Consider the following 23,548-nt stretch of genomic DNA (forward strand, 5'->3'; position numbering starts at 1 on the left):
TGACGGTGCTCCGTTCTGTACGGGGGTGCTCCCCGCGCAGGCGGGGGTGGACCGCCGATACCGAAGTCGATGTCCGTGCCGTTGGCGTGCTCCCCGCGCAGGCGGGGGTGGACCGACACTCGCGGTGGCCGTCGGCGGCGCCGTCACGTGCTCCCCGCGCAGGCGGGGGTGGACCGGTCCTGGCGTCGTACCACGGCTGGACGCCGACACCAGAGTGCTCCCCGCGCAGGCGGGGGTGGACCGTCGTCCTGCAGTGGATGACCGAAGCCGGCGGCGTGCTCCCCGCGCAGGCGGGGGTGGACCGTCGCGGTCGGCGTCGCCCCGGCGTGGGGTGGTGTGCTCCCCGCGCAGGCGGGGGTGGACCGGCGTCCCGGCCGTAGCCGTACTTCTTGCCAACGTGCTCCCGCGCAGGCAGGGGTGGGAACTCGGAACGTCGTCATCGAGTGCTCCATGTGAGCCCCGTGTGAGCCCGGACCCCGCTGGACCCTGTGCTACTGACCCGTACAGGCCGGATGCAAACCCCGTCCAACCTGCACAGGCAGCGCTTTCGTGGACTACGCGTCACCCTCCGGGACGGGATCTTCGGGACTTTTAATCCATTGGTTGTGGGTTCGAGTCCCACACGGCCTACCGGGTTCGGCTCCTCCGGGAGCCGCTGACCTGCGGGTTCGCGCCCCGGTCGTCGACAGACGGCCGGGGCGCAGTCGCGTCGGGGCGGCGTCCGTGAGCGATGCGTGAGCGGGCGCGCGGCTGCTGTGGCAGGGACCGGCCGCGATCCGCGCCCGAGCGGCTCTGGCCGGGGCCGAGTTGACGGCAGTCGTTGCGCCCGTCGGCGTTGAGCGCACCGCCGTATTGCCACGCGTGGGCGAGTACAACGTCGCGGATATAGACGGACTGGGCCGTCCGACTTCTCAGGGGCCGTGCTCGTCGGCCTCGCACCGGACGGGCAGACGGTCGACTCGGGCCTCGCGGTAGGAATCACCTGCTGACGCGGCCGGAGGCTGGCGCACACCGGCTACCTGGTGTGGCCCCAGCCATAGGGGAGCCTGGCGATCCGGCTGCGGGACGAGTTGGGGCCGCTGTTCCGTGACGAGGAGTTCGCAGACCTTTTCCCCGCCCGGTGGGCATTGGCTCCGCAACCCGTAGGCGCCATCGGAAAGGGGCGGCAGCCGTCCCTCACGACGACCGCCGCCTCTGATGCGCTCTCAGCCGATCACCGCCGCGCTTCCACCACTGGGTGCAGCAATTCCAGCGCCTCCTCCCAGCGGAACCGGTCGGCGCCCCCGCCCGCCTTGGGCTGGTGCGGTTCGTACGAGCCGATGAGGACGCCCATCTCCCGCAGCCGGGCGAGGCTCTGCTGGTAGGCGGGGTGGGCGGCCTGGGCGGAGTTCAGGTAGGGGAGCGCGGCCGTCGGAATGCCGAAGCCGTACGCCTCGCACAGGATCCCGAGGGCCAATGTGTCGGAGATTCCGGCGGCCCACTTGTTGATCGTGTTGAAGGTGGCCGGTGCGACCGCGATGGCGTCCGAGGGCGGCAGGGGCCGGGGCTCGCTGGGCAGCCGCCAGGCGGACCTGATCGGGTAGCCGGTCTGGCCTTCGATGGCCGTCGCGTCGATGAAGCCGAGAGCCTGGGGGGTCGCGACGACTCCGACGCCCCATCCCTGGTCCTGCGCCGCGGTGATCAGCCTGGCGACGTCTCCGGCGATGCCGGCCGCGCAGACGACGACGTACAAGAACGGTTTCCCAGGTCGGTCGGGGGATTGGGTCACGCGGGGACTCCCAGTTGGCGGCTGAAGTGGTGGAGGGCGGGCAGTGCGCGGCGGCGGTCGCGGGCGGCCATGTCGGCGACGAGGTCGCGTACGGCGGGGCGGCGGACGTCTTGGGCCGCGCAGGCTTCGGCGATGCGCAGGGCCTGGTAGCCGTCGGGTGAACGCAGCCGAGGCGGCTCCGCGTAGAAGAGGTCGAGCTCCTCCCGGGTCTCGTGATCAAGATCTGCTTTCCGCTCATCCCCTGAATGCGGTTCTGTCCGCGAGCAGGAGGGCGAGTGGTCCTGCGGGCAGGAGGAAGCGGCCTTCTGCGGCGGCGTCCAGGGCTTGGTCCATGGGCCACCAGGCGAGTTTGAAGTCGCTTTCGGTGGGGGTGAGTTCTTGGGGGCCGCAGGTGAGGTCGCGGGCTTCGTAGAGGTGGATGCGGGCGCGTGAGGCGAGGGTGATCGCATAGGAGCCGAGAGGGCGCCAGGTGGTGGCGGTGATGCCGGCTTCTTCGCGCAGTTCCCGGCGCGCGCATTCCTCGTAGGTTTCGCCCGGCTCTTTGCGGCCGCCGGGGAGGAAGAGATAGTCGCCTCCGTGGTCGGGGAAAGGGGCGCTGAGGAGGGCTACGAGGCCGTCGGCGTCGCGGGCGACGACAACGGCTGCGTCGCGGAAGGGGCCGTAGCCGGGGTGCGCGTGGCTCATACCCGGCGAGGTTAGCGGGGGTTCAGCGGAGGATCGCGGCGTACGGGACGTTCATGACGACGGGGTGGGCGATGCCGCGGCCCTGGTAGCCGTCTTCACCGAAGGCGTCGCCGTGGTCGGCGCACAGAATGATCAGCCAGCGGTGTTCGGCAGTGAGGGTCGTGATCAGGCGGCCGAGATGGGCGTCGGCATAGGCGAGGGCGGCTTGCTGGGAGGCGAGGGTGTCGCGGCTGTCGCCGAGGTAGTGGCCGTGGGGGACGTGGGTGGCCGAGATGTTGACGAACAGGTACACCGGCCGGTCCTCGTACCGTTCGGCGATCTCCAGGGCGTGGTCGACCTGGTGGCGGGTGGAGTCGGGTTCGGGTGAGCAGAACTCGGGCCGCCAGTGGTCCTCGTCGAACAGGTCGGGCAGGACCGAGCCGAGGGGTGTCTGGCGGGAGAAGTAGGTGACGCCGCCGACGCAGATGCTGCGGTAGCCGTGCTGGGCGAGGCCGGCGAGCAGGTTGGGGGCGTCGAAGACGAAGGTCTGCGGCAGGACGGTCTTGAAGGCGGGTGGGCGGCATTCCCACAGCCTGGGCGGTTGGTGGGGCTGGGGCAGTTTGGGCAGGAAGCCGGAGAAGAAGGCCATGTGCGCGGGGAGGGTAAAGGTGCCGGGCGTCTGGCGGTGTTCCCAGCCTGTGGCGGGGAGCAGCGAGGCCAGTGCGGGGGTGAGGCCGTTGTCGTAGGCGGTGCGGGCGGTGTCGTAGCGCAGGGAGTCCAGGGTGACGAACAGGATGCTGGTGCGGCTGCGGATGATCTCGGCTGCGTCGATCACTGGGCGCTCTCCATGGCGGTTGGGGGAAGGTGTTCGACGGTTCCCTTGGCGCTTTGGCTGACGGGGATCGGTACGCGGTCCTCGGTGATCATCCGGCGGATGAGGGCGAGTCCGGTGTCCTCCTGGAGCATCAGACCGTCCTCGCCGTAGAGGCGGATGCGGACCGTCGCCGCGCCTCCGGGGTCGGGCTCGGTGGCCAGGTAGGTGCCGGCGAGCGGTGGATGACGTCGGAGGTGGGTGAGGAAGGCGTCCTCGGTGATACCGCTGATGGCGGTGACTTGGCAGGCGTGGTGGTGGGCGTTGACGGCGCCGTTGCACAGGCGGCGGGAGAACTCGGTCGTGGCCGGCCGGCCGTCGTCGCCCACAGCCAGCCGCGAGGCGGAGGTGAGGGCGACGAAGCAGGCGCCGAGCCACCAGGCCACGCCCTCGTGGATCTCGCCGGGGAAGCGGCCGACGGCGCCGCCGTCGCGGATGGCGGCCTCGGCGTCGATGGGGTTAAGCATGCGGGGCCTCCAGGTGGGCGGTGATCCAGTCGGCCAGGTCGGCCGGGGACTTGCTGTCGGTGTGGAGGGCTACGGCGGTGGGGTCGGTGGTCTGGACGGCCTGGAAGTTGGCCAGGAGCCGCGTGAGTCGGCCGGGGACGGCGAACAGGTCGAGGTCGTCCTGCTTGGCGTCGCTCTTGACCGCGAGGCGTTCCCGCAGGGCCGCCTCGGAGCAGGTGAGGTAGAAGGTGCGGGTGGGCGTCTCCAGGTAGGGCCGGAAGGGTTTCAGGAGCTGGGCGACTTCCTCGACCGGGACCTCGTGGACGGCGGCGTGGCAGGCGATCACGGAGGAGGAGTAGCGGTCGGCGACGACGGGACCGTGTGCCCGGGCGAGGCGGACACGGTCGGCGGCGTGCAGCAGTCCGGAAAGGTAGAAGGCGAACTGCGGAAGGGCCCGCAGTTGTTCGTTGACCAGGGCGGACCAGTTGGTGTGGGGCGGGGGAAGGGTGTGCAGGGAGGTCGCGCCCAGCCGCGTGGTCAGGGCTTGGGCGAGGGTGGATTTTCCGATGCCGGAGACGCCTTCGAGGACGATGAACGGATGCCCCGTACCGTCCAAGTAGAGCGGACGGTACGGGGCGGGCAGGCTCACAGGACCCCTTCGGTGAAGGCGGCCACGTGGCCGGCGACCGCCTGTGCGAGCTGGGCCGGGTCGGAGACCAGGTGGTTCACGTCGAGCCGCAGGTCGTCGCGGAGCAGGCAGGGCTGGATGCCGCCTGCGTGGTCGACCCGCAGGGCCCACAAGCCCTCGACGCACTGGGAGCGCACGGGGCAGGTGCCGCACTGGCCGACGTGGTGGCGGCCGAGGGTGCGGTGGATGACGTCGATCTCCACTCCGTCGACGCGGAAGACCCTGCGCCCCTGGCCGACGCCGGCGACTTCGGTGTGCTCGTCGCTGGTGAGGGTCCGCAGGTGCGCGATGATGTCGTCCGCCGGTACGGCCGAGGTGGCACGGGCCTCGTTGAAGTCCGTGCCGACCAGCTCGATGAACTGCACCGGCAGCCGGCGCTCCAGCGCGTAGTCCAGGATCTGCCGGACCTCGTGGGCGTTTTCCTTCTGCAACAGGGTGTTCAGCTCGACCCGTTCGAAGATCTCGCGGGCGACCTCGATGCCGTCCAGAACCGTGTCGATCCCGATGCGGGTCCCGGCGATGGCCCGCAGCGAGGCGTCGGAGAAGTAGTGCAGGGAGACCTTCACCTTGTCCAGGTGCGTCCTGGCCAGCCACGAGCGGTGGGTACGGACCCGTGTGCCGTTGGTGATCAGGGTGTACGAGACGTCCGGGCCGGGCTCGCTCAGCCCTTCCAGGACCGGCCGCGCCATCGGCGAGGTCAGCGGCTCCCCGCCGGTGAAATACACCCGCTTCAGGCCGGCATCCATCAAGGAAGCGATGAGGGCGAGGTACGCCTCGGGGCCCAGCTGCCGGGGGCGCGGCTGCTGGAACCGGTCGTGGCGGGTCAGGGGCGGGGGGACGTCACCTTCGTTGTGGCAGAACCAGCAGGCGATGTTGCACCGCGGGGAGAACGAGACGCGGAGCTGGCCGCGGAGGGCGGCGAAGTTGTGCAGGGCCGTCCAGTCGACGCTGGAGGCGGATAAGGAGACGGGGATCGTGGGCATGAGGTGCTCCCTTGCGGGGGGTGAGGTCTTGGCGCGGATTGACGTGGGCCGTTGGGCGGCTGTCAGCGGCGGCGGTGCCGCCCTTGAGGCAAAGGCGGGAGTACCGGGCGGTCGGGTATGCCGACATCCGCGTAGCCGGGAAGGCCGTGGCTGCCGAGATCGGCGGAGAGCTGGGCGCTGATGATCTGGTCGGCAAGAAGCCGGGCGCATGCTTCGCAGGCAAACAGGTCCGTGGTGAGGCGGTGCACCGTGCCCGGCTCGATCCATACGACACGGGCCGCCTCCCGGCCGCACCACAGCCAGCACCTGCCCGTTGACCAGCGGTTGCCGTTGTCCTGCTCGGCGGTCGGCGGCAGACGGGCGGTCCGGCTCCCGGAAAGGGGACCTGACCACGGGCTGAGAGCGGTGCTCATGCGCCCACCACCGCCTGCGTACGCGCTGGTGCGGTTACGTGCGGGCAGCGCGATGACCAGCCCCGCGCCTGTGGCGAGGCCCTCCGAGCCAGGGAAGAAGGCTTCGGTACTTGCGCTGCTGCGCTCTCGGCCACCGTGGCGACCGTGGCCCACACCGCCTTGCCGGCCGAAGGATCCGGGTAGGCATACCCCCACGCAGCCGACAGCTCCTCGACGAGGTGCGGGCCCCGGCCGCTCTCGCCGTCCTCGGACGGCTTCCGGAGGACCGGCGGTCGGTGGTCCTGGTCGTATACGCAGACCATCGTCACATCTCCTCGGGCTGCGGGAATCGGCCCTCGCTCGCACATCGGGGTCCACCGCTCTCAACGGCGAGTTACCAGGCTGGCGCGCACAGTCACGTATCGGAATGCGGTTCTGCTGAGGAGATCCTGAAGTTTCACTGCAGTTCCGGCCTCTCCAGCCGCTCGTGAGCCGACCGGCCGGGCGGACGGGTGCCATGCTGATCCCATGGCTGAACTCAACGGACGTCCCGTCGCGCTGGACGAGCTGCAGGCCCTGGCCCTGACCAACTACGGCTCGTTCACCAGCCTGCGCGTGGACGACGGACGCGTACGGGGCCTGACCATGCACCTGGAACGGCTCGTCCGCGACACCCGCCTCCTCTTCGGCGTCGACCTGGACACCGAGCGCGTACGAGAACTCATCCGGCGAGTGGCCTCCGCGAACGGTTCGGTCACCATCCGTGTCACCGTCTTCGACCCGTCAACCGACCTCGGACACCCCGACCGCGCCACCGACCCCCAGATCCTCATTACCCAGCGCGCCGCCGGCGCCCTCCCGCTGCCGCCCCTTGCCGTGCAGTCGACGGTCTACGAGCGTGACGTGCCCGAGGTGAAAAGCGTCGGCCTCTTCGGCACCCTCCACCACCGCAGGACCGCTCAGCTCAACGGATACGACGACGCCCTCTTCACCGACCCTCACGGCGTCATCAGCGAGGGCGGTACCTGGAACATCGGCTTCTTCGATGGCGACCACGTGATCTGGCCGGACGCACCCGCACTGCCCGGCGTGACCATGCGGCTTCTCCAAGGCGTCCACGAACACCGCATCGCCCACATCACTCTTGCGGACCTCGGGGGGATGCAGGCCGCCTTCGCCACCAACGCGGCCATCGGCGTTCGAGCCATCACCCGCATCGACGACGTCCACCTGTCCGCCGACCATCCCCTCCATGACATCCTCCGCAAGGAATACCTGGACGTGCCGGGCGAACCGATCTGAACCGACAGCCCCACAACGGGCCCGTCACTAGGGTGGGCATCAGGACAGCCGGAGGGATACGTGACCACGGTAGAGCGCTGGACGGGCCGGGAGGCCAAAGCCTTACGCACGGCCAAGCGCATGAGCCTGGAAGCCTTCGCCGCCCACCTCGGAGTCAGCGAACGCACCCTGTCCACATGGGAAAGCCGCGGCGAGAACATCATCATCCGCGCCGTCAACCAGGCCGCCCTGGACACCTCCCTGCGGGTCTCCAGCCCCGACGTCCACGAACGCTTCATCCGCCTGACCGATGCCTTTACGACCGTCCCGCCCGACCATGGCGACACAGCAGCCGTCCAGGAAACGCCGGTCCAGCGCCACGAGTGCCACCCCCACGACGGCAAGCAGATGGCCCTGGTCGACGCCGGCGTGTACCTCGCCGGCCCCGACAACAAGCCGACTTGGGTCCCCGCCTTCTACATCGACATCTTCCCGGTCACCAACGCCGACTACGCCCGCTTCGTCGCCGCCACCGGCCACCAGCCCCCGCAGCACTGGCCGAAGAGCAAATGCCCCGACACCCTCTTCGACCACCCCATCACTTACGTCACTTGGCACGACGCGACCGCGTACGCATCGTGGACCGGCAAGCAGCTCCCCACCGCTCAACAGTGGGAGAAGGCAGCCCGCGGAGTCCGCGGCGACACCTACCCCTGGGGCAACCAGCCCCGCCAAGTGCAACTCCCGCGAAAGCGGCATCGGCACCACCACCCCCGTCAGCCGCTACCACAGCGGCGTCAGCCCCTACGGCGTCTACGACCTGTGCGGCAACACCTGGGAATGGACCAGCACCCGCACCACCCAGGGCCGCTACGAACTCAAAGCCGGCGCCTTCACCAGCCCTTCGCCCGCGCGACCCCCTCCGCTTTCAACGACGCCGCCTCCACCATGCTCGACGACGACACAGGCTTCCGTTGCAGCACGCCGGAGAGCGCTCTGCGCAATTCGTTTCAAACTGGGACGGAATAGGACGATAGCCTGCCGAGTGAGGCAGGCCGGCCTATACATCGCGGCCTGTGTCAAAGCTCGATTTAAGGGAAGTCAGCGCGCACGCGACCGCGTTAGGCGCGACCGGCCCGTCGCGATCGACGATCGCGTCATCATCGTGGAAGGCCTGGACGAGCCGCCCCACGATTTCCTGACCGAGGCGCGGCTGGCCATGATGCACACGGAAACTGCGTGGCAGCGGCGCGTGCCGTGGAGGTGGCAGAATCGGGTGGCCACCACGACGAGGACGGTGTTTGTGGTTCCGACGTTGAGGATCGAGGCGTTCGTGCCCGCCCGCGCGCCGATCACCGACCCCGTCACCAAGTTCGGGGGTCAGCCGGTGTGGCTTTCCGAGCCGCAGTGGCCGGTCAACGACGCTTGGGGGGAGCCGATGCGCTTCCTCTGCCAGATCGAGCTCGGACCGGTGGTCGGCGAGGCGGGGCAGGGAAGGCTGGCGTACGTCTTCGTGACTCACGCCGAGCACGGCGATGAGGTGTTCTTCGACCCCGACATCGCTTTTCCGGACGAGGGCGCGAACGCAGTCATCGTGCAGCCGGGTGGTGTCTACGACGGTTCGACGCTCCCCATGGCCACCGGGCCCAGCCTGTACCACGCCGAGGACGGGTCCGACGCCGAGTACACCGTCCGGCTCCAGCCGGGCGAGGACCCCGACTTCCGTCCGCAGAACGACTCCGCGCGGCTGCCGACCGACGACCTTGATCGGTACTGGGAGCGGATCAGCAACGACAAGATCGGCGGAGTGCCCGCCTTCTTCCAAGGCGATGAGTGGCCCGACGGCGGCCCTTGGGAGCTGACGCTGCAGCTCAGCCCGAACTTCAAGCCCTTCCACCTCAACCTCGGTGCCGCGCCTGTGGCGTTCGTGTTCGTCTCGCCGGACGCCAAGCAGGGACGCATGCTCGTACAGGACTCCTGACCACGATCTGCCGGCGTTCCGGGGAGCGGTGTCAGTGGGGCGGCAGTGTGCGGGGGTATCCGAAGCGGGCGAGGAGGCTCAGGTCTCCGAAGCGGGTGAGCCCTTCGATCCGGTCTCCTCGCAGGGTGAGCACGGTGAGGCCGTTGACCCGCCAGATCGGCGCGCCGGGATCGGGAAGGTAGAGCACCAGGGCGGGCTGGCCGTTGGCCCGGGCGGGGAGCACTTTCGGCTTCAGGTGGCGATGGGACGTCAGGAAACGGGCGATCGGCCCGGGGCCCCGGTACTCGGCGGGCTGGGGCGGCATCGTCAGCCTGGCGTCGTCGGTCAGCAGGGCCACCAGTTCTTCCAGGTCGAAGCGCTGGAAAGCGCTGACGAACCGGTCGACGACGGCGGCCTCGGCAGGTGACTTGGGAACGGGTACGTCGTGCGGGTGCCGGTCGGGCGGGAGGCCGGCCCGGGCCCGGATGAGGGCACTGTTGACGGCGGCCTGGGTGGTGCCGAGGATGCCGGCGGTCTCGGCCGCGGCGAAGCCGAGCACGTCCCGGAGCACCAGGACCGCACGCTGCCGGGGCGGCAGGTGCTGCAGACCCGCCACGAACGACAGGGCGATCGACTCCCGCGCGTCGTACCGCGCTTCGGGGCCGGCGGTCAGGTCGTCCGGATCACCCGGGTAGGGCTCGAGCCACCACGGGTCGGCGGCACCCTGCCCCGGCCCGCCCGCGCCGGGATCGGGCAGACCCGCCGGTTGCGGGCGGCGGGACTCGCCCCGCAGGTAGTTGAGGCAGCGGTTGGTGGCGATCCGGTACAGCCACGCCCGCAGCGACCTGCCGTCGAACCGGCCGATCGAACGCCATGCCGCCAGCAGGGCCTCCTGAAGCACGTCCTCGGCGTCCTGCACCGAGCCGAGAATCCGGTAGCAGTGCGCCTGCAACTCGCGGCGGTGGGGGTCGACGAGTTCGCGGAAGGCCTCACCGTCCCCGGCCTGGGCGAGGGCGAGGGTCGCTTCGGTCATGGTGGGGCATGTCCCTTCATCCGGCTCCTGGGAAACGGGTTCCGCATGTGCAACACCGGCGGCGGCGCGGATTCATCGCCGCCGCGTCGGCGAATCGACGGAACGGCCGGTGCTTCATCCGGTGAGGACTTCGACCAGTGACGACCGGAGGCGCACATGACCTCGGTGGACCCCAGGAACGACCTGCGCGGCAGGGCCCGTGCGGCGCCCGGCGCGGCGGGCAGGTGGCGGGCGTTCTCGCTGCTTGCCGTGGCGTACTTCATGACAGCGGTCGATCTGCTGATCGTCAACGTGGCGCTGCCGACGATCGGCGCCCAGTTGCACTTCGCCGAGTCGGACCTGCAGTGGGTGGTGACCGCGTACGCGATCACCTTCGGCGGCTTCCTGCTGCTCGGCGGACGGGCCGCAGACCTGCTCGGCCGCAGGCGCGTGTTCACAGCCGGGCTGTCGGTGTTCACCGCGTCCTCGCTGGCCTGCGCGCTGGCCACCAGCGGTACGTTCCTGATCGTCATGCGCGGGATCCAGGGCCTGGGCGCCGCCGCGGTGCTGCCCGCCGCGCTGTCCATCGTGATGAACATGTTCCCCGAGGGGACCGAGCGCAACAAGGCGCTCGGCATCTGGGGCGCCGTCGGCGCCAGTGGAGCGACCTTCGGCGTGCTGGCCGGTGGCGCCCTCACCCGGTACGGCGGCTGGCCCGACATCTTCTACCTGAACGTCGCCGTCGGCGGTGCCGCGCTGCTGCTGACCCGGCGGGTGATACCGGAGAGCAGGCTGCCCGCGGCACGCCGTCGCTACGACCTGCTGGGCGCCGTCACCGTGACCGGCGCCCTGGTGCTCGGGGTCTACGCGATCTCGCAGGCGCCGGACGCCGGGTGGACGGCCGCCCGTACCCTGGCCCAGCTCACGGCAGCGGCCGCGCTGCTGGTCGCGTTCGTGGTCGTCGAGGCCAGGGCGCAGGAACCCCTGCTGCCACTGCGGCTGTTCCGGCTGAAGACCCTGGCCGGCTCCAACGCGGTCGGCTTCCTGCTCGGGGCCGGCTTCTACGGCTACCTCTTCATCGGCACCCTGTACATGCAGCAGGTGCTCGGATACTCCCCGATGACGACGGGCCTGGCCTGGCTGACCGCCGGCCTGACCGGGGTGGTGCTCGCCGGCCCGGCCCAGCTCCTGGTCACCCGCACCTCGGTCAAGCTCGTCATGGCAGCCGGGATGACCCTGACCGGTGCCGGGATCCTGGGGGTGACCCAGGCGCCCGCGCACGGGAGCTTCTGGGCGGACCTGGCCGGCCCGTTCTTCCTGACCGGGAGCGTCACCTGGGTGTTCGTCCCGGTGTCGATCGGAGCACTGGTCGGCGTCACCGAGCGCGACGCCGGCGTCGCCTCCGGGCTCATCGACTCCTCCCAGCAACTCGGCGGCGCGATCGGGATCGCCGTCGCGTCAACCGTGACGGCCACGCGCTCCCGCAGCCTGCTCGGCCGAGGCCACGCCCAGGCGGACGCCCTGACCGGCGGGTTCCACCAGGCACTGTGGGTCTGCGGGCTCGTCGCCCTGACCGCCGTCCCCGTCGCGTTCCTCCTCATCCGGCCCGACGCGGCAGGACCACGTGACGACCACGCTCCCGGCCGCCGGCCCGGAGGCGGCGAAGCGACGCAATGCGATCCGGCAAAGCAACGCAGCAAAGCGATTCAATAAGGAGGCACCATGCGCAGCCTGATCGTGAGCAGTCTGGTCTCACTCGACGGTGTCCACGCCGACCCGCGGTCATGGGTCGGGGACTACTTCGACGAGCAAGCCGTGGAGGAGTCGCTTGCCGCACTGCTCGACAGCGACGCCATGCTGATGGGCAGGAACACCTACGACTACTTCGCCCCCCTCTTGTCGTCGCCCTCCGGGCCCTACCTGGAGCGGATCAACGACATGCCCACGTACGTCTTCTCCTCCACCCTGACCGCGTCGCAGCTGCGGAGCAACACGACGATCATCCCCGGCGACCCGGCCCCCGCCGTGCGGGAACTCAAGGAGCAAGGAGACGGGCACCTGATGATCTACGGCTACGGCCGGCTCGCCCGGACACTGCTCGACCACGGCCTGGTCGACACGCTGAAGTTCGCCGTCAACCCGGTCATGGTGGGCGGCGGAACCCCGCTGTTCCACCCCGCCAAGCGCACGAACCTGCGCCTGGTCTCGGTCAGCGAGCGCCGCAACGGCGTAGTCACCCTCTCCTACGCGAACGCCTGAAGGTCCGCTGTCCGGACGGGGTGGAGGACGGCGGGCGCGGCGGCGATCCGGCGTCGGGACAGCGTCCCGGAGTGCCGGGCGGAGGGTTCAGGAGGCAAGGTTTGTCGGGGTTGTCGGTGTTATCAGGATTCGCCGGGGCGGATCGCGTCGGCCACGTCGCTCAGATCGTTGTTCAGCTGGTGGTCGCGCCCGGGCAGCCGGTGGACCTGTGCCTGCGGGATGGCGCGGGCATAGAGGTCGGCGTGCGACGGTGGGGCGGTCTCGTCGTCGAGGCCGTGGAAGACGTGCACCCGCGTGCCGTGCGGAAGCCTCGCGCCGAGGTCGCCGGGCAACTCGAACTCCGTGCCCGGCCAGCCTCCCCGGCCGACGAATGGGGCGGCGATCAGCACGATCGCCGCGAGCCCGCGCTCCGGCGGCTGCTCGGCGAGCGCATGGACGAGGATCGTCCCGCCCACCGAATGGCCGACCACGACGGCCCCGTCCGCCAGGTCCGCCACCTCCCGCCGGATCGCCGGGCTCCACCGGGCGTACGCCGGGTCGCCCTCGTCCGGCATGCGCGGGTAGCGGACCGCGTACCCGTTCCCGAGGGCCCGGCTCAGGCTGTCGACCAGCTTGTCGTCCCATTCGTCGTGCACGCCTTCGCCGCCGCCCTGGACGAACAAGATCTGCTGAGTCCCTGTCATGGTCGCCGTCCCTCGTCCCTCAAGGTCCTCGTCGGAGCCGGCCGCTCACCGCGAGGGTACGTACTCCCCGTCGACCGGGGGCAGCGGCTCGCGGGCCGCGTGCCAGGCGGCGGGGAGCGCGGCGACGCCCGTGCGGGCGGCGATCACCCCGCCGGCGATGGCGCAGGTGGTGTCGATGTCGCCGCGGCCGGCGACCGTGAACCACAGTCCCTCGTGCAGGTCGTCCAGGTGCCCGGCCGCGCACCACAGGGCGTACGGGACGGTGTCGGGCCCGGACATCCGGTACCCGGAGCCCAGCACTTCGGCGGCGTGCCGGACCGAAGTGCGCTCCGGCATCCGGGCGGCCGTTCGCACCCCGGACCGCACGTCGCTGTCGGGGAGGCGTTCGGCGACCGCCCGCAGGAAGTCCGGCCGTACCGGGGCCGGCCCGCCCCGGCCGCGTGCCGCCAGCGCCGCGGCGAGGGCGACCGCCACCGCCGCGGTGACCGCCTCCGGGTGGTGGTGCGAGACCGCGGCCTGGAGGGCGGCCTGCTCGGCGACCGCGTCGAGGTCGGCGGCGAGCCAGGCGCCGAGCGGGGCCACGCGCATGGCCGCGCCGTTGCCCCAGGAGCCCTGGCCGCCGAACTGCCCGGCGACCACCTCCCGCCATGGCTCACCCGCACCGATCCGGCGCAGCACGTCGTGCATCGAGGCCCCGTAACCGCGGTGCGTGTCGTCGGCGTAGGCCGCCGCGAGCCGCAGGGCGAGCCGGCCCTGGTCGACGGTGCCGCCGCCCTCGGCGAGTTCCCGGACGAGAACGAGCGCCTGGGCGGTGTCGTCGCTCCACCGCCACAGCGGCTCCGCGGGCAGCACCCGCGCCTCCAGGGCCGCCGCCCCCTCCCGGCGCAGGATGCCGAACCAGCGGTCCCCGAAGGCGTCCCCGAAGGCGAGCCCGTGCAGGGAGTCGAGCGCGGCGACGGGCACGTTGGTCATCGCAGCAGTATCACCGGCCCGACGGCGCGCCGGTATTCGTTTCCGGCGGTACGGGCCCGGTTTCCGACCCGGACCGCCGCGCCGGCCGGGGCCGGCCCCGCCGTGGGAAGGCCGGCGGCCGGTTCAGGCGCGGCGACCAGGTACCACGGCGGTACGACGCACTGCTCGGCGGAGTCCGCGCGGCGCCCGGCGAGACCCGCATCCTCTGGGCGCTGCTCGCGGCATCGACGCTTCGCGGGGCCCGGTGACACCGGCCGGCGCCGGGGGCGACGGGCGGGACCCGCCGCAGAGCTCCGCTGCCGGAATTGAGGGGGCTGGGCAGCCTTTCAGGCCATATTCTCGTCATGGCCGCGTCCGGAAAGGATGTCACCGATCCGCGCCTGCCACCGGATCCCCACATCCGTGGAGGTGATGTGTGCATGCGGTATCGCGGGCCGGGAGTCCAGACGCGGTACGCAGGCGCCCCGCGTCCCGGACGAGGTGGGCGCGGGGGAGGTAAGCGCGCCCACCGCGCTGAGCGCGTGCGCGTGCGGCCGCTACGCCAAGGGGCGGACCGGCGTGCGGTGGCGCGGTATCTCCCGGGTCGGCGGCCGGTGCCGCCGCCCGTACGCGACGGCCGCCCGCGTCGGCGGCTGCCGGAGGCGAATACGCCAGAGCCATGTGACCGGGTCAACTCCGCGGTCCTGCCGCCCCCGTGCCGGCACACTTACGCTCTGGGGGTCAAGGAATGCCGATGTGATCGGATATTCCGGATATTGATCACGCGAGCGATGATCCTCTCTCCGAAGCGAGGTCACATGCGCAAGAAGAAGTCCTTAGCCGGCCTCCTGGCCGCCGCGGCGGGCGCCGTGGCGCTCACCCTGACCGGCGGCCCCGCGGCCCAGGCCGCCGCACCGTCGGCCGGGCTGCACGCCACCGTGGCGGCCCATCACGCACCGTCGGCCACCGGGCCGGCCAGCCGGACGTTCACCATCCCGGCGGGCACCGCCACGTACACCGCCACGGGCCGGGGCGCCCACGTGACGGTGACCAAGACCCCGGAGCAGGTGGCCCAGACGGTCACCTGCACCATCAACGTCGCCACCCCGTTCCGCTATTACGGCGGCCCGTACGGCGGCGGCGAGGAGGGCCTGGCCAACGTCCAGTGCACCGCGGCGGTCTACGCGATCGTCGTCGAGGTCGACCTGTTCAGGAACGGCGTGGACGTGGTCTACAACGTCAACACCGTGTACGGCGGTTACCTGGCCGGTGTGGACACCGAGTACCCGGTTTCCCCCGGCACCTACCAGGCCGCCGCCGTGACGGACGTCTACTGGAGCACCCCCAGCTCGTACACCCAGATCGGTCCGGTCAGCAGCCCGGCCGTCTCCCTCTAGGCTCCGCGGCACGCAGGCGCCGTCCGGCACGCCGCGGCGCCCGAGCACACCCGAGCACCGCCGCACCTCACCTGGCCCGGCCGCCCATCGGCCGGGCCGGGCCCGTTTCCGGCGCCCGGCTCCGGCGGCCGTCGAGGGCTGGACGCACGTGCCCCGGCGCGGTGCATGCCTCGCGGACCTGCGGGGCGCCGCCTCGTACCGGCCGGCGGACCGGATCCCGTGACGGCCGTCACCCGCACCCGGGCGCCGCGGTCGCCGCCGCCGTCAGCGGAACAGCGACGAGCCGAGCGGGCGCCGCTCGTCGAAGCCGGGCAGGATCAGGAAGGTCGCGGCGGCGGTGGCGGTGGTGAAACCCAGGAGCGCGTCGGAGTCGTCCATGCGGGTCAGGGTGCGGGTGAAGGTGCGCAGGTCGTTCTGGAAGCTGACGAAGAGCAGGCCGGGCGCGGGGTCGTCGATGCTGTAGGAGCGGCGGAGCATGAGGCCGGCGCCCACCGCGTTGGCGTTGGCCCGGCGGACGTGGGCGTCGGCCGGGACGAGGTAGCGCCCGTCGGGGGTCTTGGCGCCGAGGTCCGGGTCCGAGGCGATGGTGCCGCCGGACAGAGGGGCGCCGCCCGCCCGGCGCCGGCCGAAGACCGCCTCCTGCTCGGCGACGGACAGGGCGGCGAACCGCGGCAGGTCCAGTTCCATGCGGCGCAGGACGGCGATCGTGCCGCCCGCGACCGGGGCCGGTCCGGCCAGCCACAGGTGCCGGTCCCGCGCGGCGGCCGTGTGCGGGCCCACGATGCCGTCGACGAAGCCGAGCAGGTTGCGCGGGGCGGTGACGGCCCCCTGCGAGCGGGTCGCCGGGCTCACCGGGATGTTCGCGCCGCGGTGTCCCGACTGGCGCCAGCGCTCGCGCAGCCGGTCGCCCGCCGCGTCCAGGAGCGCGGTGGCCGCGACCGCCGGTAGGAGCGCGTCGCCGGCGCAGATCTGCACCAGCAGGTCGCCGCCGCGCGCCCGCGGGGCGATCCGCTCGCGGGAGAACCGCGGGAGGTCGGCCGCCCCGGGCAGGGACGGTCCCGCCGCGCGTACCAGCCGCGGGCCCACCCCGACCGTCACGGTGAGGTCGCCCGGCGGCAGGCCCAGCAGCCGGGGGTCGGTTCCCGCGGTCAGCGCGCGGACGGTCCGGCCGAGGTCGGCCAGCAGCGGGCCGACGGCCACGGCGGCGGGGACGTCGGCCACCACGGCCAGCAGGTTGCGCTGGGCGGGCTGCGGGAGGGTGACGCCCGCCTGGTACCTGCCCGTCGCCGGCACGGAGGGGGCCGGCGCGGGGTCCTGCGCGGCGGCGGGGGTGGCGGGGGTGGCGGGGGTGGCGGCGGCGGACGCGGCGGCGTCGGACCGGTCCGGCCGCCCGGCGTGCGCGTCGCAGCCGGCGGTGAGGCCGAGGGCCACCATGGCGCCGGTGGCGTCGAGGAAGCTGCGGCGTGACGGATGGTGAGCGGCTCGGCGCATGGTGTGCAGGGTGCCACACCCGCACCGCGAATACCGGGCAACTCCGGTATTCCGGCGCGGAATCGGCGCGCGTGCCAGACTGGGATCATGCCTCGGTCAGCTCTTCGCGTGATGGCGTCGTTATTGGGATTGCCGCTCACGCTGGCGCTCCTCGCCGGTTGCGGCGGCAGCGGCAGTGGCGGCGGTGGTGGCGACGGCGGACCGGGCAAGGGCCGGCGGCCCGCCGGCGCGCACGTGACGATCCGGGTGCCCGCCGACGCCCCGACGATCTCCGCCGCGGTGTCCCTCGCCCGGCCCGGTGACCTGGTGCTGGTCGCCCCGGGCGTGTACCACGAGTCGGTACGCATCCGCACGGCCGGTGTCACCCTCCGCGGCACGTCCCGCGACAAGGTCGTCATCGACGGGCGGCTGCGGCAGCCCAACGGCGTCGTCGTCGCGGCGCCCGGGGTCGCCGTGGAGAACCTGACCGTGGAGAACAACACGCAGAACGGCGTGCTGGTCACCGGTTCCGCGGCCGCGGTCGCCGGCCTGCCCGGACGCAGCGGCGGCTACGACACCGGCGACGAGCCCGTCACCTTCCTGAAGTCGTTCCTGGTCTCGTACGTGACCGCGACCCGCAACGGGCTGTACGGCATCTACGCGTTCTCCGCGCAGAACGGCGTCATCGAGCACTCGTACACCTCGGGCGGGGCCGACTCCGGGATCTACGTGGGGCAGTGCAAGCCGTGCCGCATCGTGGTGCGGGACAACGTCGCGGAACTCAACGCGGTCGGTTACGAAGGCACCAACGCCAGCGGCGACATGTACGTGGTCGGCAACCGCCTCGCGGGCAACCGGGTCGGCCTGACCACCGACTCCGACCACCAGGAGAAACTGCTCCCGCAGCGCGGTGCCGTCGTCGCCGGCAACCTGATCGCGGACAACCAGCAGGCGCGGACCCCCGAACAGGCCGACGGCGGCTGGGGCATCGGGGTCGGCGTCGACGGCGGCAGCGGCGACGAGTTCCTCCGCAACCGCATCACCGGCAACGCCGACGCCGGATTCGTGATCACCGCGACCGCCGACATCCCGCCGGACGGCAACCGGATCATGGACAACACCTTCGCCGCCAACGGCGTGGACATCGGCTGGACCTTCCCCAACGCCACCCGCGGCAAAGGCAACTGCCTGCACGGCAACACCCTGCGCACGACCGTCCCGGCCCGGCTCGCGGCGACCGCGTCCTGCCCCGTGCCCGCCGCGTCGACCACGCCGTCGGGCACCTGGGCGCGGCCGACGCCGCCCGCGGGTATCCCGTTCACCGACGTGGCCGTGCCCGGCCCGCAGCCGCAGTTCCCGAACGCGACCACGACGGGCGCCACCGCCGTACCGGCCGTTCCCGCGCTGCCGGACACAGCGGACATCCCGCTGCCGTCGCCGTCACTGCTCGCCGACCGCGCCCTGGTGCGCACGTCGTGAACGCAGGCCAAGGCGGCGGCTATGGCTTCGGCGTCACCCCGGGCAGCGGCCGGACGGGGACGTACGCCCGGGTGTCGAAGTCGATGACCACCGGCCGCGACTCGGAGGCCACGGCGGCCCGCACCCGGTACATGGTGCCGTCCGAGTCGATCCAGTAGCGCACGGTGGCCGACGTACCCGCGCGGGCGCGGGCGTCGGGCCCGGTCATGACGTCCACCCGGTGGCCGCGCACCGTGTCCCGCCCGACCCGGGCGGCACCGTTCTGCGGCAGCAGTTCGGCGTTGTCCGGCCGGTCGCTGCCCAGGCCGAGCGCGATGGCCAGGGCGCTGTCCAGGGAACTGCCGGACGCCGTCAGCGGACGGCCGTACCAGCCCGACGCGGGCGGCGTCGCGGGCGCGGCGGCCGGGACGTCCGCCATGGGGCGCACGAGGACGGTGGCGGCCGTCCACTCCACCAGCCCGTCGCTCGACGTGTCGCGCCCGGTGCCGCGCACCACCCCGTACCCGATCCTGGCGCGGTAGTCGATGGACCCGGTGACGACCAGGCCGCCGGCGGTACTCGGCACGGTGATCGTCACCGAGCGGCCGCCGGCCTGGTAGTTGCGGAACCGGGTGATCGCCAGCCGGTTCGCCTCGTCCGCGGTCAGGGCGCGCCGGCCGCCGGAGCCGCCGCTGCCGCCGCAGCCCGCGAGGACGAACGCGCTCAACGCGGCGGCCGCGAGGGCCAGGGCGGCCGCCGGCCACCGTAACCGCGACCACCCGCGGCGCCGGCCCGCCGTACCCCGCTGGAGTCCTTTGCCGATCCTCATGGTCCGCACGCGGCGCGATGTTAACAGGTGCGCGCCCGGATGCCTCGGGACTCTGCGTTTCCGGGACATGACGTTCCGTCAACTTGTACCGTGCTGCGTGAGGCTGCTGCGTCGGCGTTGGCGCAGGACGACGTAAGGGAATGCCATGCGATTAAGTGGGCTGGGGCGGATGGGCCTGTCCGCCGTGCTCCTGATGGGCGGCGCCACGACCGCCCTCGTGACCGGCGCCGGGCAGGCAGGCGCCTCGACATCGGACGGGACACTGACCGTCGAGGTGCTGCGGGACTTCTTCGGCACCGGTGTGATCAACGCGACCATGGACGTGCCGCAGCGGGGCATGAAGGTCGACGTCACCGACCCGGCCGGGCACCGCGTCAGCGGCGTCACGGACGCCACCGGGAAAGTCGTGGTGCCGCCGTCGAGCGACCTGACCGGCGGCCGCTACCGCGTCGACGTCACCGTACCGGCTCCCTACGACGGCTACCTGCGGGCGGCGCCCGCCTCGACCGCGGCGAACCACTTCGACAGCTTCACCAGCTTCGCCGACGTCTCGGGCGGCAAGGACGCCTCGGTGATCACCGGCGTCTGGGACGCGGCCGACTACGCCCTGCCGGACTCCCGGTACTTCGTGCCCGTCCAGAACGGCGCCAACGGAACCGACACCCGGGCGCTGGTGACGTTCGGGACGACCACCCGGGGCACCTGTCCCACCGACGTGTCGTGCCCGACCACGCTGGACACGCAGGCCGAGGTGGGCACGACGTTCGGCCTGGCGTACGACAAGTACCGGAACCGGCTGTTCCAGAGCGCGTTCGCCCGCCGCTACGCCCCGTACGGGCCCAAGGGCGGCGGCGCGATCTACACCGTGCCGACCGGCGGCGGGAGCGCGACGCTCTTCGCGACCGTGCCCGGCGCCGCCGTGACGCCGCACGACACCACCGACATGATCAAGGATCCCGGGTTCACCGACGCGCCGGGCAAGGAGAGCGTCGGCGCCGTCGCGCTGTCGGAGGACGGCTCGACGCTCTACGCGGTGAACCTGCTGACCCGCACCCTCGTGAGCTTCGACGCGACGGGTTCCACCGCGTCGGCGCCCAAGGCCACCGTGCCGATCCCCGACCCGGGCTGCGCGTCCCCCACCGACTGGCGGCCCTTCGGTCTCGCCGTCCACGACAACACCCTCTACGTCGGCGGCGTGTGCGACGCCGAGAGCACGCAGCGGCGCGCCGACCTGCAAGCCGTCGTCTACGCCTACGACGGCAAGCGGTTCACCACGGTGCTGACCCACGCGCTGGCGTACGAGCGCGGCACCGTCTTCACCGGCGCCGGCCAGACCGACCAGGCCACCCACTGGAACCCCTGGAACACCAGCGTCGCCACCTGGGACGACCGGACGGGGGGCGGCGCCTTCATCGATCCGCAGCCGGAGCTGGCCAGCATGGCCTTCGCCCGTGACGGCTCGATGGTCCTCGGCTTCCGCGACCGGTTCATGGACGTCCTCAGCGCGAGGGGCCTGGACCCCCGCCCGGGGAACAGCACGGCGGAGATCGGCATGTCCGGTGGTGACATCACCATGGCCTGCGCGGATCCGGCCGGCGGTTACGCCTGGGAAGGCACCGGGAACTGCCCCAACCACGCGACACCCGCCAACGACGACAACGAGGCGAGCGGCGTCGTCGAGTACTTCCCCGGCGACTTCTACGCCGGCGGGCACCAGGAGACCGCCCTGGGGTCGGTGGCCTACATCCCGCAGCAGCAGTGGGTCGTCAGCACGGAGTTCGACCCGGCCACCCACGTCGAGACCGCGGGCACCGGCTACCACGACATCACGACCGGTCAGGGCCCGGGCAACAACACGTCCGCCAACGCCTACCAGTTCGTCGGCCAGGAGCAGAACGGCTTCGGCAAGGCCGGCGGCCTCGGCGACATCGCGTACGCCGCGGCGAACGCGCCGATCCAGATCGGCAACGTGGTGTGGTACGACGGCGACCACAACGGCATCCAGGACCCCGGGCAGGTGCTGCTGCCCGGCGCGACCGTCAACCTGCTGGACGCCGGCGGCAAGCAGGTCGCCACGACCAGGACAGACGCCGACGGTGAGTACTACTTCGGCGGGGTCGGCGCCGCCTACCAGCTCACGCCGGGCGCGAAGTACACCGTCGAGTTCGACGTGTGCACCGCGGACACCAGCAAGGTGCCGGGCCAACCGCCCGCCGCCAAGCTGCGGTTCACGCTTCCGCTGGCCGGGAAGGACCGGGCGCACGACTCCAACGTGGTCCCGCCGACCACCGGCGAGCTGTGCGACGGAACCGCCCCCGTCACGGCGCCGGCGCGGCCGGGCGGGGTCGACCACACGATCGACGCCGGCGTGTACGTGCCCCGGCCGGCCCCGCCGACGTCCGCCCCGCCGTCCTCCACGCCCCCCGCGTCCACGCCGGCCTCGGTACCGCCCACCGCGGCGCCCACCGGCGGGAGCACGGGAGGCTCGAACCCGGGTGCGCTCGCCCCCACCGGCATGTCGGGCATCGGGGAGATCCTCTCCCTCGTCGCCCTGCTCGTCGGCGCGGGTACGGCGTTCGCCTTCGTGAGCCGAAGGCGGCACGCCAGGCACCGCTGATCCCGGCCACCTCCTCGTATCCCCGTATCCCGTATCCCCGTATCGCCTCCGGCGGGCCGGTGCCACGCACCGGCCCGCCGGCACGTGAAGGCCGCCGGAACGGCGCCGAGGGCGCGCTCACCGGCCGGGCCCCCTGAGCGGCCGCCAGGGGCCCTCGTACGGCCGCCCGCCCGGCCCCCGTGCGGCCGCCGGCCGGGCCCGCGTAGGACCGCCCGCCGGGTCGCCACCGGCCGCCCGGGAACCTTCGGAGCACGCCAGGGGGAGTAGGGGGCGGCGTGGCGACCGTGCCCGCGGGGGCGGGGCGGCCGATGCTGGGGGGTCATGGACGGGTGGTGGTACCGCAACATCGTCGAGCCGGGAAAGCTGCCGCTGCTGCTCGCGCTGGTGGCGTTCGTGGTGACCTTCGCGGTGACGCGCTTCGTCACGCGGATGATCCGGGCCGGGCGGGGGCCGTTCCACGACGTGACGTCGAGCGGCGGCCACCACGTCCACCACATGGTGCCCGGGGTGGTGCTCATGTGCGTCGGCGGTTTCGGCGGGGTCGCCCTGGGCGGACGCGGCTGGGCGGCCTCGGTCACGGCGGTCGTGTTCGGCATCGGCACCGGCCTGGTACTGGACGAGTTCGCGCTGATCCTCTACCTCCAGGACGTCTACTGGTCCGAGCAGGGCCGCAAGAGCGTCGAGATGGTGGTCGTGACGGTCGCGATGCTGGCCGTGCTGCTGGTGGGCGCCTCGCCGCTGGGCGTGAACAACGTCGGCTCCGGCGAGAGCACCGGGCGCGCGGACCTGATCACCACCTTGATCGGCAACTTCTTCCTCGTCGTCGTCTGCTTGCTGAAGGGCAAGCGGATGACCGCCGTCTTCGGGGTGCTGCTGCCGCCCCTGGCTCTGGTGGGCGCGGTACGCCTGGCCCGCCCCGGGTCGCCGTGGGCCACCCGCCTCTACCGCCGCCGCTCCAGGGCCGCCGCCCGCGCGGAGCGGCGCTTCCTGCGCCACGACGCCCGCTGGGGCGCGGCACGGCGCAAGGTGGACAACCTGCTCGGCGGCACCCCGAGCGACCAGGGGTGACGGCGGCCGTCCGGTGCGGCGCCGGTACGGGCGGTCCCGCGCGCACCCGCCCCGCGGGCACTTTCGGGGGTGTACGGGGTGCCCCGCGCGCCGAGGCGGGGCAGGGTGGGGGTGGGACGCCGGCGAGGCGGAGGGAGATCGTGGCCGTGGAGTTCGACGTGATCGTGGAGATCCCGCAGGGATCGCGGAACAAGTACGAGATGGATCACGAGCTGGGCCGGATCCGGCTGGACCGGATGCTGTTCACGTCGACCAGGTACCCGGCGGACTACGGGTACGTGGAGGGCACGCTGGGCCACGACGGGGACCCGCTGGACGCGCTGGTGGTGACCGGCGAGCCGACGTTCCCCGGGTGCGTGATCGAGTGCCGGGCGATCGGGATGTTCGTGATGCGGGACGAGAAGGGACTGGACGAGAAAGTGCTGTGCGTGCCCGCGCACGACCCGCGCTACGAGCACTTCCGTGACATCCATCACATCCCCGAGTTCGACCGGCTGGAGATCACGCACTTCTTCGAGGTCTACAAGGACCTGGAACCCGGCAAGTCCGTCGAGGGTTCGCACTGGGAGGGCCGCGACCAGGCGTACGCCGAGATCGAGGCGTCCCGGGAGCGTGCCCGAGCCTCCGGCACCCACGTCTGAGCGGGGGCGCCCGCGGCGCTTGCGTCCGGGGCCCGCGGGGCTCGCGTCCGCGCTCACGGGGCTCACCTCCGCGCTCACGGGGCTCACCTCCGCGCTCACGGGGCTCGCGTC

At 72.2% G+C, this 23,548-nt stretch carries 21 protein-coding genes, 2 pseudogenes and 1 CRISPR repeat array (1 of these 24 only partly in view); of the genes and pseudogenes, 10 read left to right on the forward strand and 13 right to left on the reverse strand.

What is annotated here, in order from left to right; genetic code table 11:
• Nucleotides 1-425: direct repeats of the CRISPR family, unit length 29 nt; unit sequence GTGCTCCCCGCGCAGGCGGGGGTGGACCG (it extends 951 nt beyond the left edge of the window).
• Between the two features lie 788 nt (nucleotides 426-1,213).
• The 8 genes and pseudogenes from K7G61_RS19930 to K7G61_RS19965 all read right to left on the reverse strand — a co-directional run bounded on the left by K7G61_RS19930 (nucleotide 1,214) and on the right by K7G61_RS19965 (nucleotide 5,832).
• Nucleotides 1,214-1,768, reverse strand: coding sequence for a flavoprotein (locus K7G61_RS19930; RefSeq protein WP_225848254.1), 555 nt, complete (start codon nucleotides 1,766-1,768; stop codon nucleotides 1,214-1,216).
• Nucleotides 1,765-2,004 (reverse strand): annotated as a pseudogene (locus K7G61_RS19935) (hypothetical protein); the annotation flags it as partial. The gene K7G61_RS19930 and the pseudogene K7G61_RS19935, both read right to left, overlap by 4 nt.
• Nucleotides 2,003-2,452, reverse strand: a complete 450-nt coding sequence (locus K7G61_RS19940; RefSeq protein ID WP_225848255.1) for an NUDIX hydrolase — start codon at nucleotides 2,450-2,452, stop codon at nucleotides 2,003-2,005. The pseudogene K7G61_RS19935 and the gene K7G61_RS19940, both read right to left, overlap by 2 nt.
• Nucleotides 2,453-2,474: 22 nt before the next feature.
• Nucleotides 2,475-3,266, reverse strand: coding sequence for an STM4013/SEN3800 family hydrolase (locus K7G61_RS19945; protein WP_225848256.1), 792 nt, complete (start codon nucleotides 3,264-3,266; stop codon nucleotides 2,475-2,477).
• Nucleotides 3,263-3,769, reverse strand: coding sequence for a hypothetical protein (locus K7G61_RS19950; RefSeq protein ID WP_225848257.1), 507 nt, complete (start codon nucleotides 3,767-3,769; stop codon nucleotides 3,263-3,265). Before K7G61_RS19950 ends, K7G61_RS19945 begins: the two co-directional genes overlap by 4 nt.
• A complete protein-coding gene (locus K7G61_RS19955; protein WP_225848258.1) occupies nucleotides 3,762-4,397 on the reverse strand; it encodes an AAA family ATPase in 636 nt (211 codons plus the stop codon). The genes K7G61_RS19950 and K7G61_RS19955 overlap by 8 nt, the downstream gene beginning before the upstream one ends.
• Nucleotides 4,394-5,419 carry a radical SAM protein gene (locus K7G61_RS19960; protein WP_225848259.1) on the reverse strand — a complete coding sequence of 342 codons (1,026 nt, stop codon included), beginning with the start codon at nucleotides 5,417-5,419 and terminating at the stop codon, nucleotides 4,394-4,396. Before K7G61_RS19960 ends, K7G61_RS19955 begins: the two co-directional genes overlap by 4 nt.
• Before the next feature lie 62 nt (nucleotides 5,420-5,481).
• Nucleotides 5,482-5,832, reverse strand: coding sequence for a hypothetical protein (locus K7G61_RS19965; RefSeq protein ID WP_225848260.1), 351 nt, complete (start codon nucleotides 5,830-5,832; stop codon nucleotides 5,482-5,484).
• 507 nt (nucleotides 5,833-6,339) lie between these two features.
• Between K7G61_RS19965 and K7G61_RS19970 the strand changes: the two genes are divergently transcribed.
• From K7G61_RS19970 to K7G61_RS19980, 3 genes and pseudogenes are all read left to right on the forward strand, one after another.
• Nucleotides 6,340-7,113, forward strand: a complete 774-nt coding sequence (locus K7G61_RS19970) for an aminotransferase class IV family protein (protein ID WP_225848261.1) — start codon at nucleotides 6,340-6,342, stop codon at nucleotides 7,111-7,113.
• 387 nt (nucleotides 7,114-7,500) lie between these two features.
• A pseudogene (locus K7G61_RS19975) lies at nucleotides 7,501-7,894 on the forward strand (formylglycine-generating enzyme family protein); the annotation flags it as partial.
• Between the two features lie 363 nt (nucleotides 7,895-8,257).
• The gene (locus K7G61_RS19980; protein WP_225848309.1) at nucleotides 8,258-9,073 is read left to right on the forward strand and encodes a DUF1963 domain-containing protein; all 816 of its coding nucleotides are present in this window, start codon (nucleotides 8,258-8,260) and stop codon (nucleotides 9,071-9,073) included.
• A 31-nt stretch (nucleotides 9,074-9,104) separates the two neighbouring features.
• On the opposite strand, the gene K7G61_RS19985 is transcribed toward K7G61_RS19980, so the two are convergent.
• Nucleotides 9,105-10,085, reverse strand: coding sequence for an RNA polymerase subunit sigma-70 (locus K7G61_RS19985; RefSeq protein ID WP_225848262.1), 981 nt, complete (start codon nucleotides 10,083-10,085; stop codon nucleotides 9,105-9,107).
• A 156-nt stretch (nucleotides 10,086-10,241) separates the two neighbouring features.
• On the opposite strand from K7G61_RS19985, the gene K7G61_RS19990 reads away from it, so the two are divergent.
• On the forward strand, nucleotides 10,242-11,777 hold the full coding sequence (locus tag K7G61_RS19990; protein ID WP_225848263.1) for an MFS transporter: 1,536 nt from the start codon (nucleotides 10,242-10,244) through the stop codon (nucleotides 11,775-11,777).
• 9 nt (nucleotides 11,778-11,786) lie between these two features.
• Nucleotides 11,787-12,323, forward strand: coding sequence for a dihydrofolate reductase family protein (locus K7G61_RS19995; RefSeq protein WP_225848264.1), 537 nt, complete (start codon nucleotides 11,787-11,789; stop codon nucleotides 12,321-12,323).
• 122 nt (nucleotides 12,324-12,445) lie between these two features.
• On the opposite strand, the gene K7G61_RS20000 is transcribed toward K7G61_RS19995, so the two are convergent.
• Nucleotides 12,446-13,006 (reverse strand): alpha/beta fold hydrolase, encoded by a 561-nt coding sequence (locus K7G61_RS20000; protein WP_225848265.1) that lies wholly within the window; start codon nucleotides 13,004-13,006, stop codon nucleotides 12,446-12,448.
• 45 nt (nucleotides 13,007-13,051) lie between these two features.
• Nucleotides 13,052-13,978, reverse strand: coding sequence for an ADP-ribosylglycohydrolase family protein (locus K7G61_RS20005; protein WP_225848266.1), 927 nt, complete (start codon nucleotides 13,976-13,978; stop codon nucleotides 13,052-13,054).
• A gap of 797 nt (nucleotides 13,979-14,775) precedes the next feature.
• On the opposite strand from K7G61_RS20005, the gene K7G61_RS20010 reads away from it, so the two are divergent.
• Nucleotides 14,776-15,354 (forward strand): hypothetical protein, encoded by a 579-nt coding sequence (locus K7G61_RS20010; protein WP_225848267.1) that lies wholly within the window; start codon nucleotides 14,776-14,778, stop codon nucleotides 15,352-15,354.
• A gap of 264 nt (nucleotides 15,355-15,618) precedes the next feature.
• Here the strand turns inward: K7G61_RS20010 and K7G61_RS20015 are convergent, their stop codons facing one another.
• Nucleotides 15,619-16,845: a Dyp-type peroxidase gene (locus K7G61_RS20015; RefSeq protein ID WP_225848268.1), complete on the reverse strand. Its 1,227-nt coding sequence runs from the start codon at nucleotides 16,843-16,845 to the stop codon at nucleotides 15,619-15,621.
• An 87-nt stretch (nucleotides 16,846-16,932) separates the two neighbouring features.
• Between K7G61_RS20015 and K7G61_RS20020 the strand changes: the two genes are divergently transcribed.
• On the forward strand, nucleotides 16,933-18,303 hold the full coding sequence (locus K7G61_RS20020; RefSeq protein ID WP_225848269.1) for a NosD domain-containing protein: 1,371 nt from the start codon (nucleotides 16,933-16,935) through the stop codon (nucleotides 18,301-18,303).
• 19 nt (nucleotides 18,304-18,322) lie between these two features.
• Here the strand turns inward: K7G61_RS20020 and K7G61_RS20025 are convergent, their stop codons facing one another.
• Nucleotides 18,323-19,180 carry a hypothetical protein gene (locus tag K7G61_RS20025; protein WP_374204176.1) on the reverse strand — a complete coding sequence of 286 codons (858 nt, stop codon included), beginning with the start codon at nucleotides 19,178-19,180 and terminating at the stop codon, nucleotides 18,323-18,325.
• Nucleotides 19,181-19,280: 100 nt separating this feature from the next.
• On the opposite strand from K7G61_RS20025, the gene K7G61_RS20030 reads away from it, so the two are divergent.
• The 3 genes from K7G61_RS20030 to K7G61_RS20040 all read left to right on the forward strand — a co-directional run bounded on the left by K7G61_RS20030 (nucleotide 19,281) and on the right by K7G61_RS20040 (nucleotide 23,437).
• On the forward strand, nucleotides 19,281-21,728 hold the full coding sequence (locus tag K7G61_RS20030) for an SdrD B-like domain-containing protein (RefSeq protein ID WP_225848311.1): 2,448 nt from the start codon (nucleotides 19,281-19,283) through the stop codon (nucleotides 21,726-21,728).
• Between the two features lie 321 nt (nucleotides 21,729-22,049).
• Nucleotides 22,050-22,796 carry a hypothetical protein gene (locus K7G61_RS20035; protein WP_225848270.1) on the forward strand — a complete coding sequence of 249 codons (747 nt, stop codon included), beginning with the start codon at nucleotides 22,050-22,052 and terminating at the stop codon, nucleotides 22,794-22,796.
• A gap of 146 nt (nucleotides 22,797-22,942) precedes the next feature.
• Nucleotides 22,943-23,437, forward strand: coding sequence for an inorganic diphosphatase (locus tag K7G61_RS20040; protein ID WP_225848271.1), 495 nt, complete (start codon nucleotides 22,943-22,945; stop codon nucleotides 23,435-23,437).
• The last annotated feature ends 111 nt before the right edge of the window (nucleotides 23,438-23,548 follow it).

It is taken from the genome of Streptomyces sp. HPF1205 (assembly GCF_020400825.1).
Lineage (GTDB): Bacteria > Actinomycetota > Actinomycetes > Streptomycetales > Streptomycetaceae > Actinacidiphila.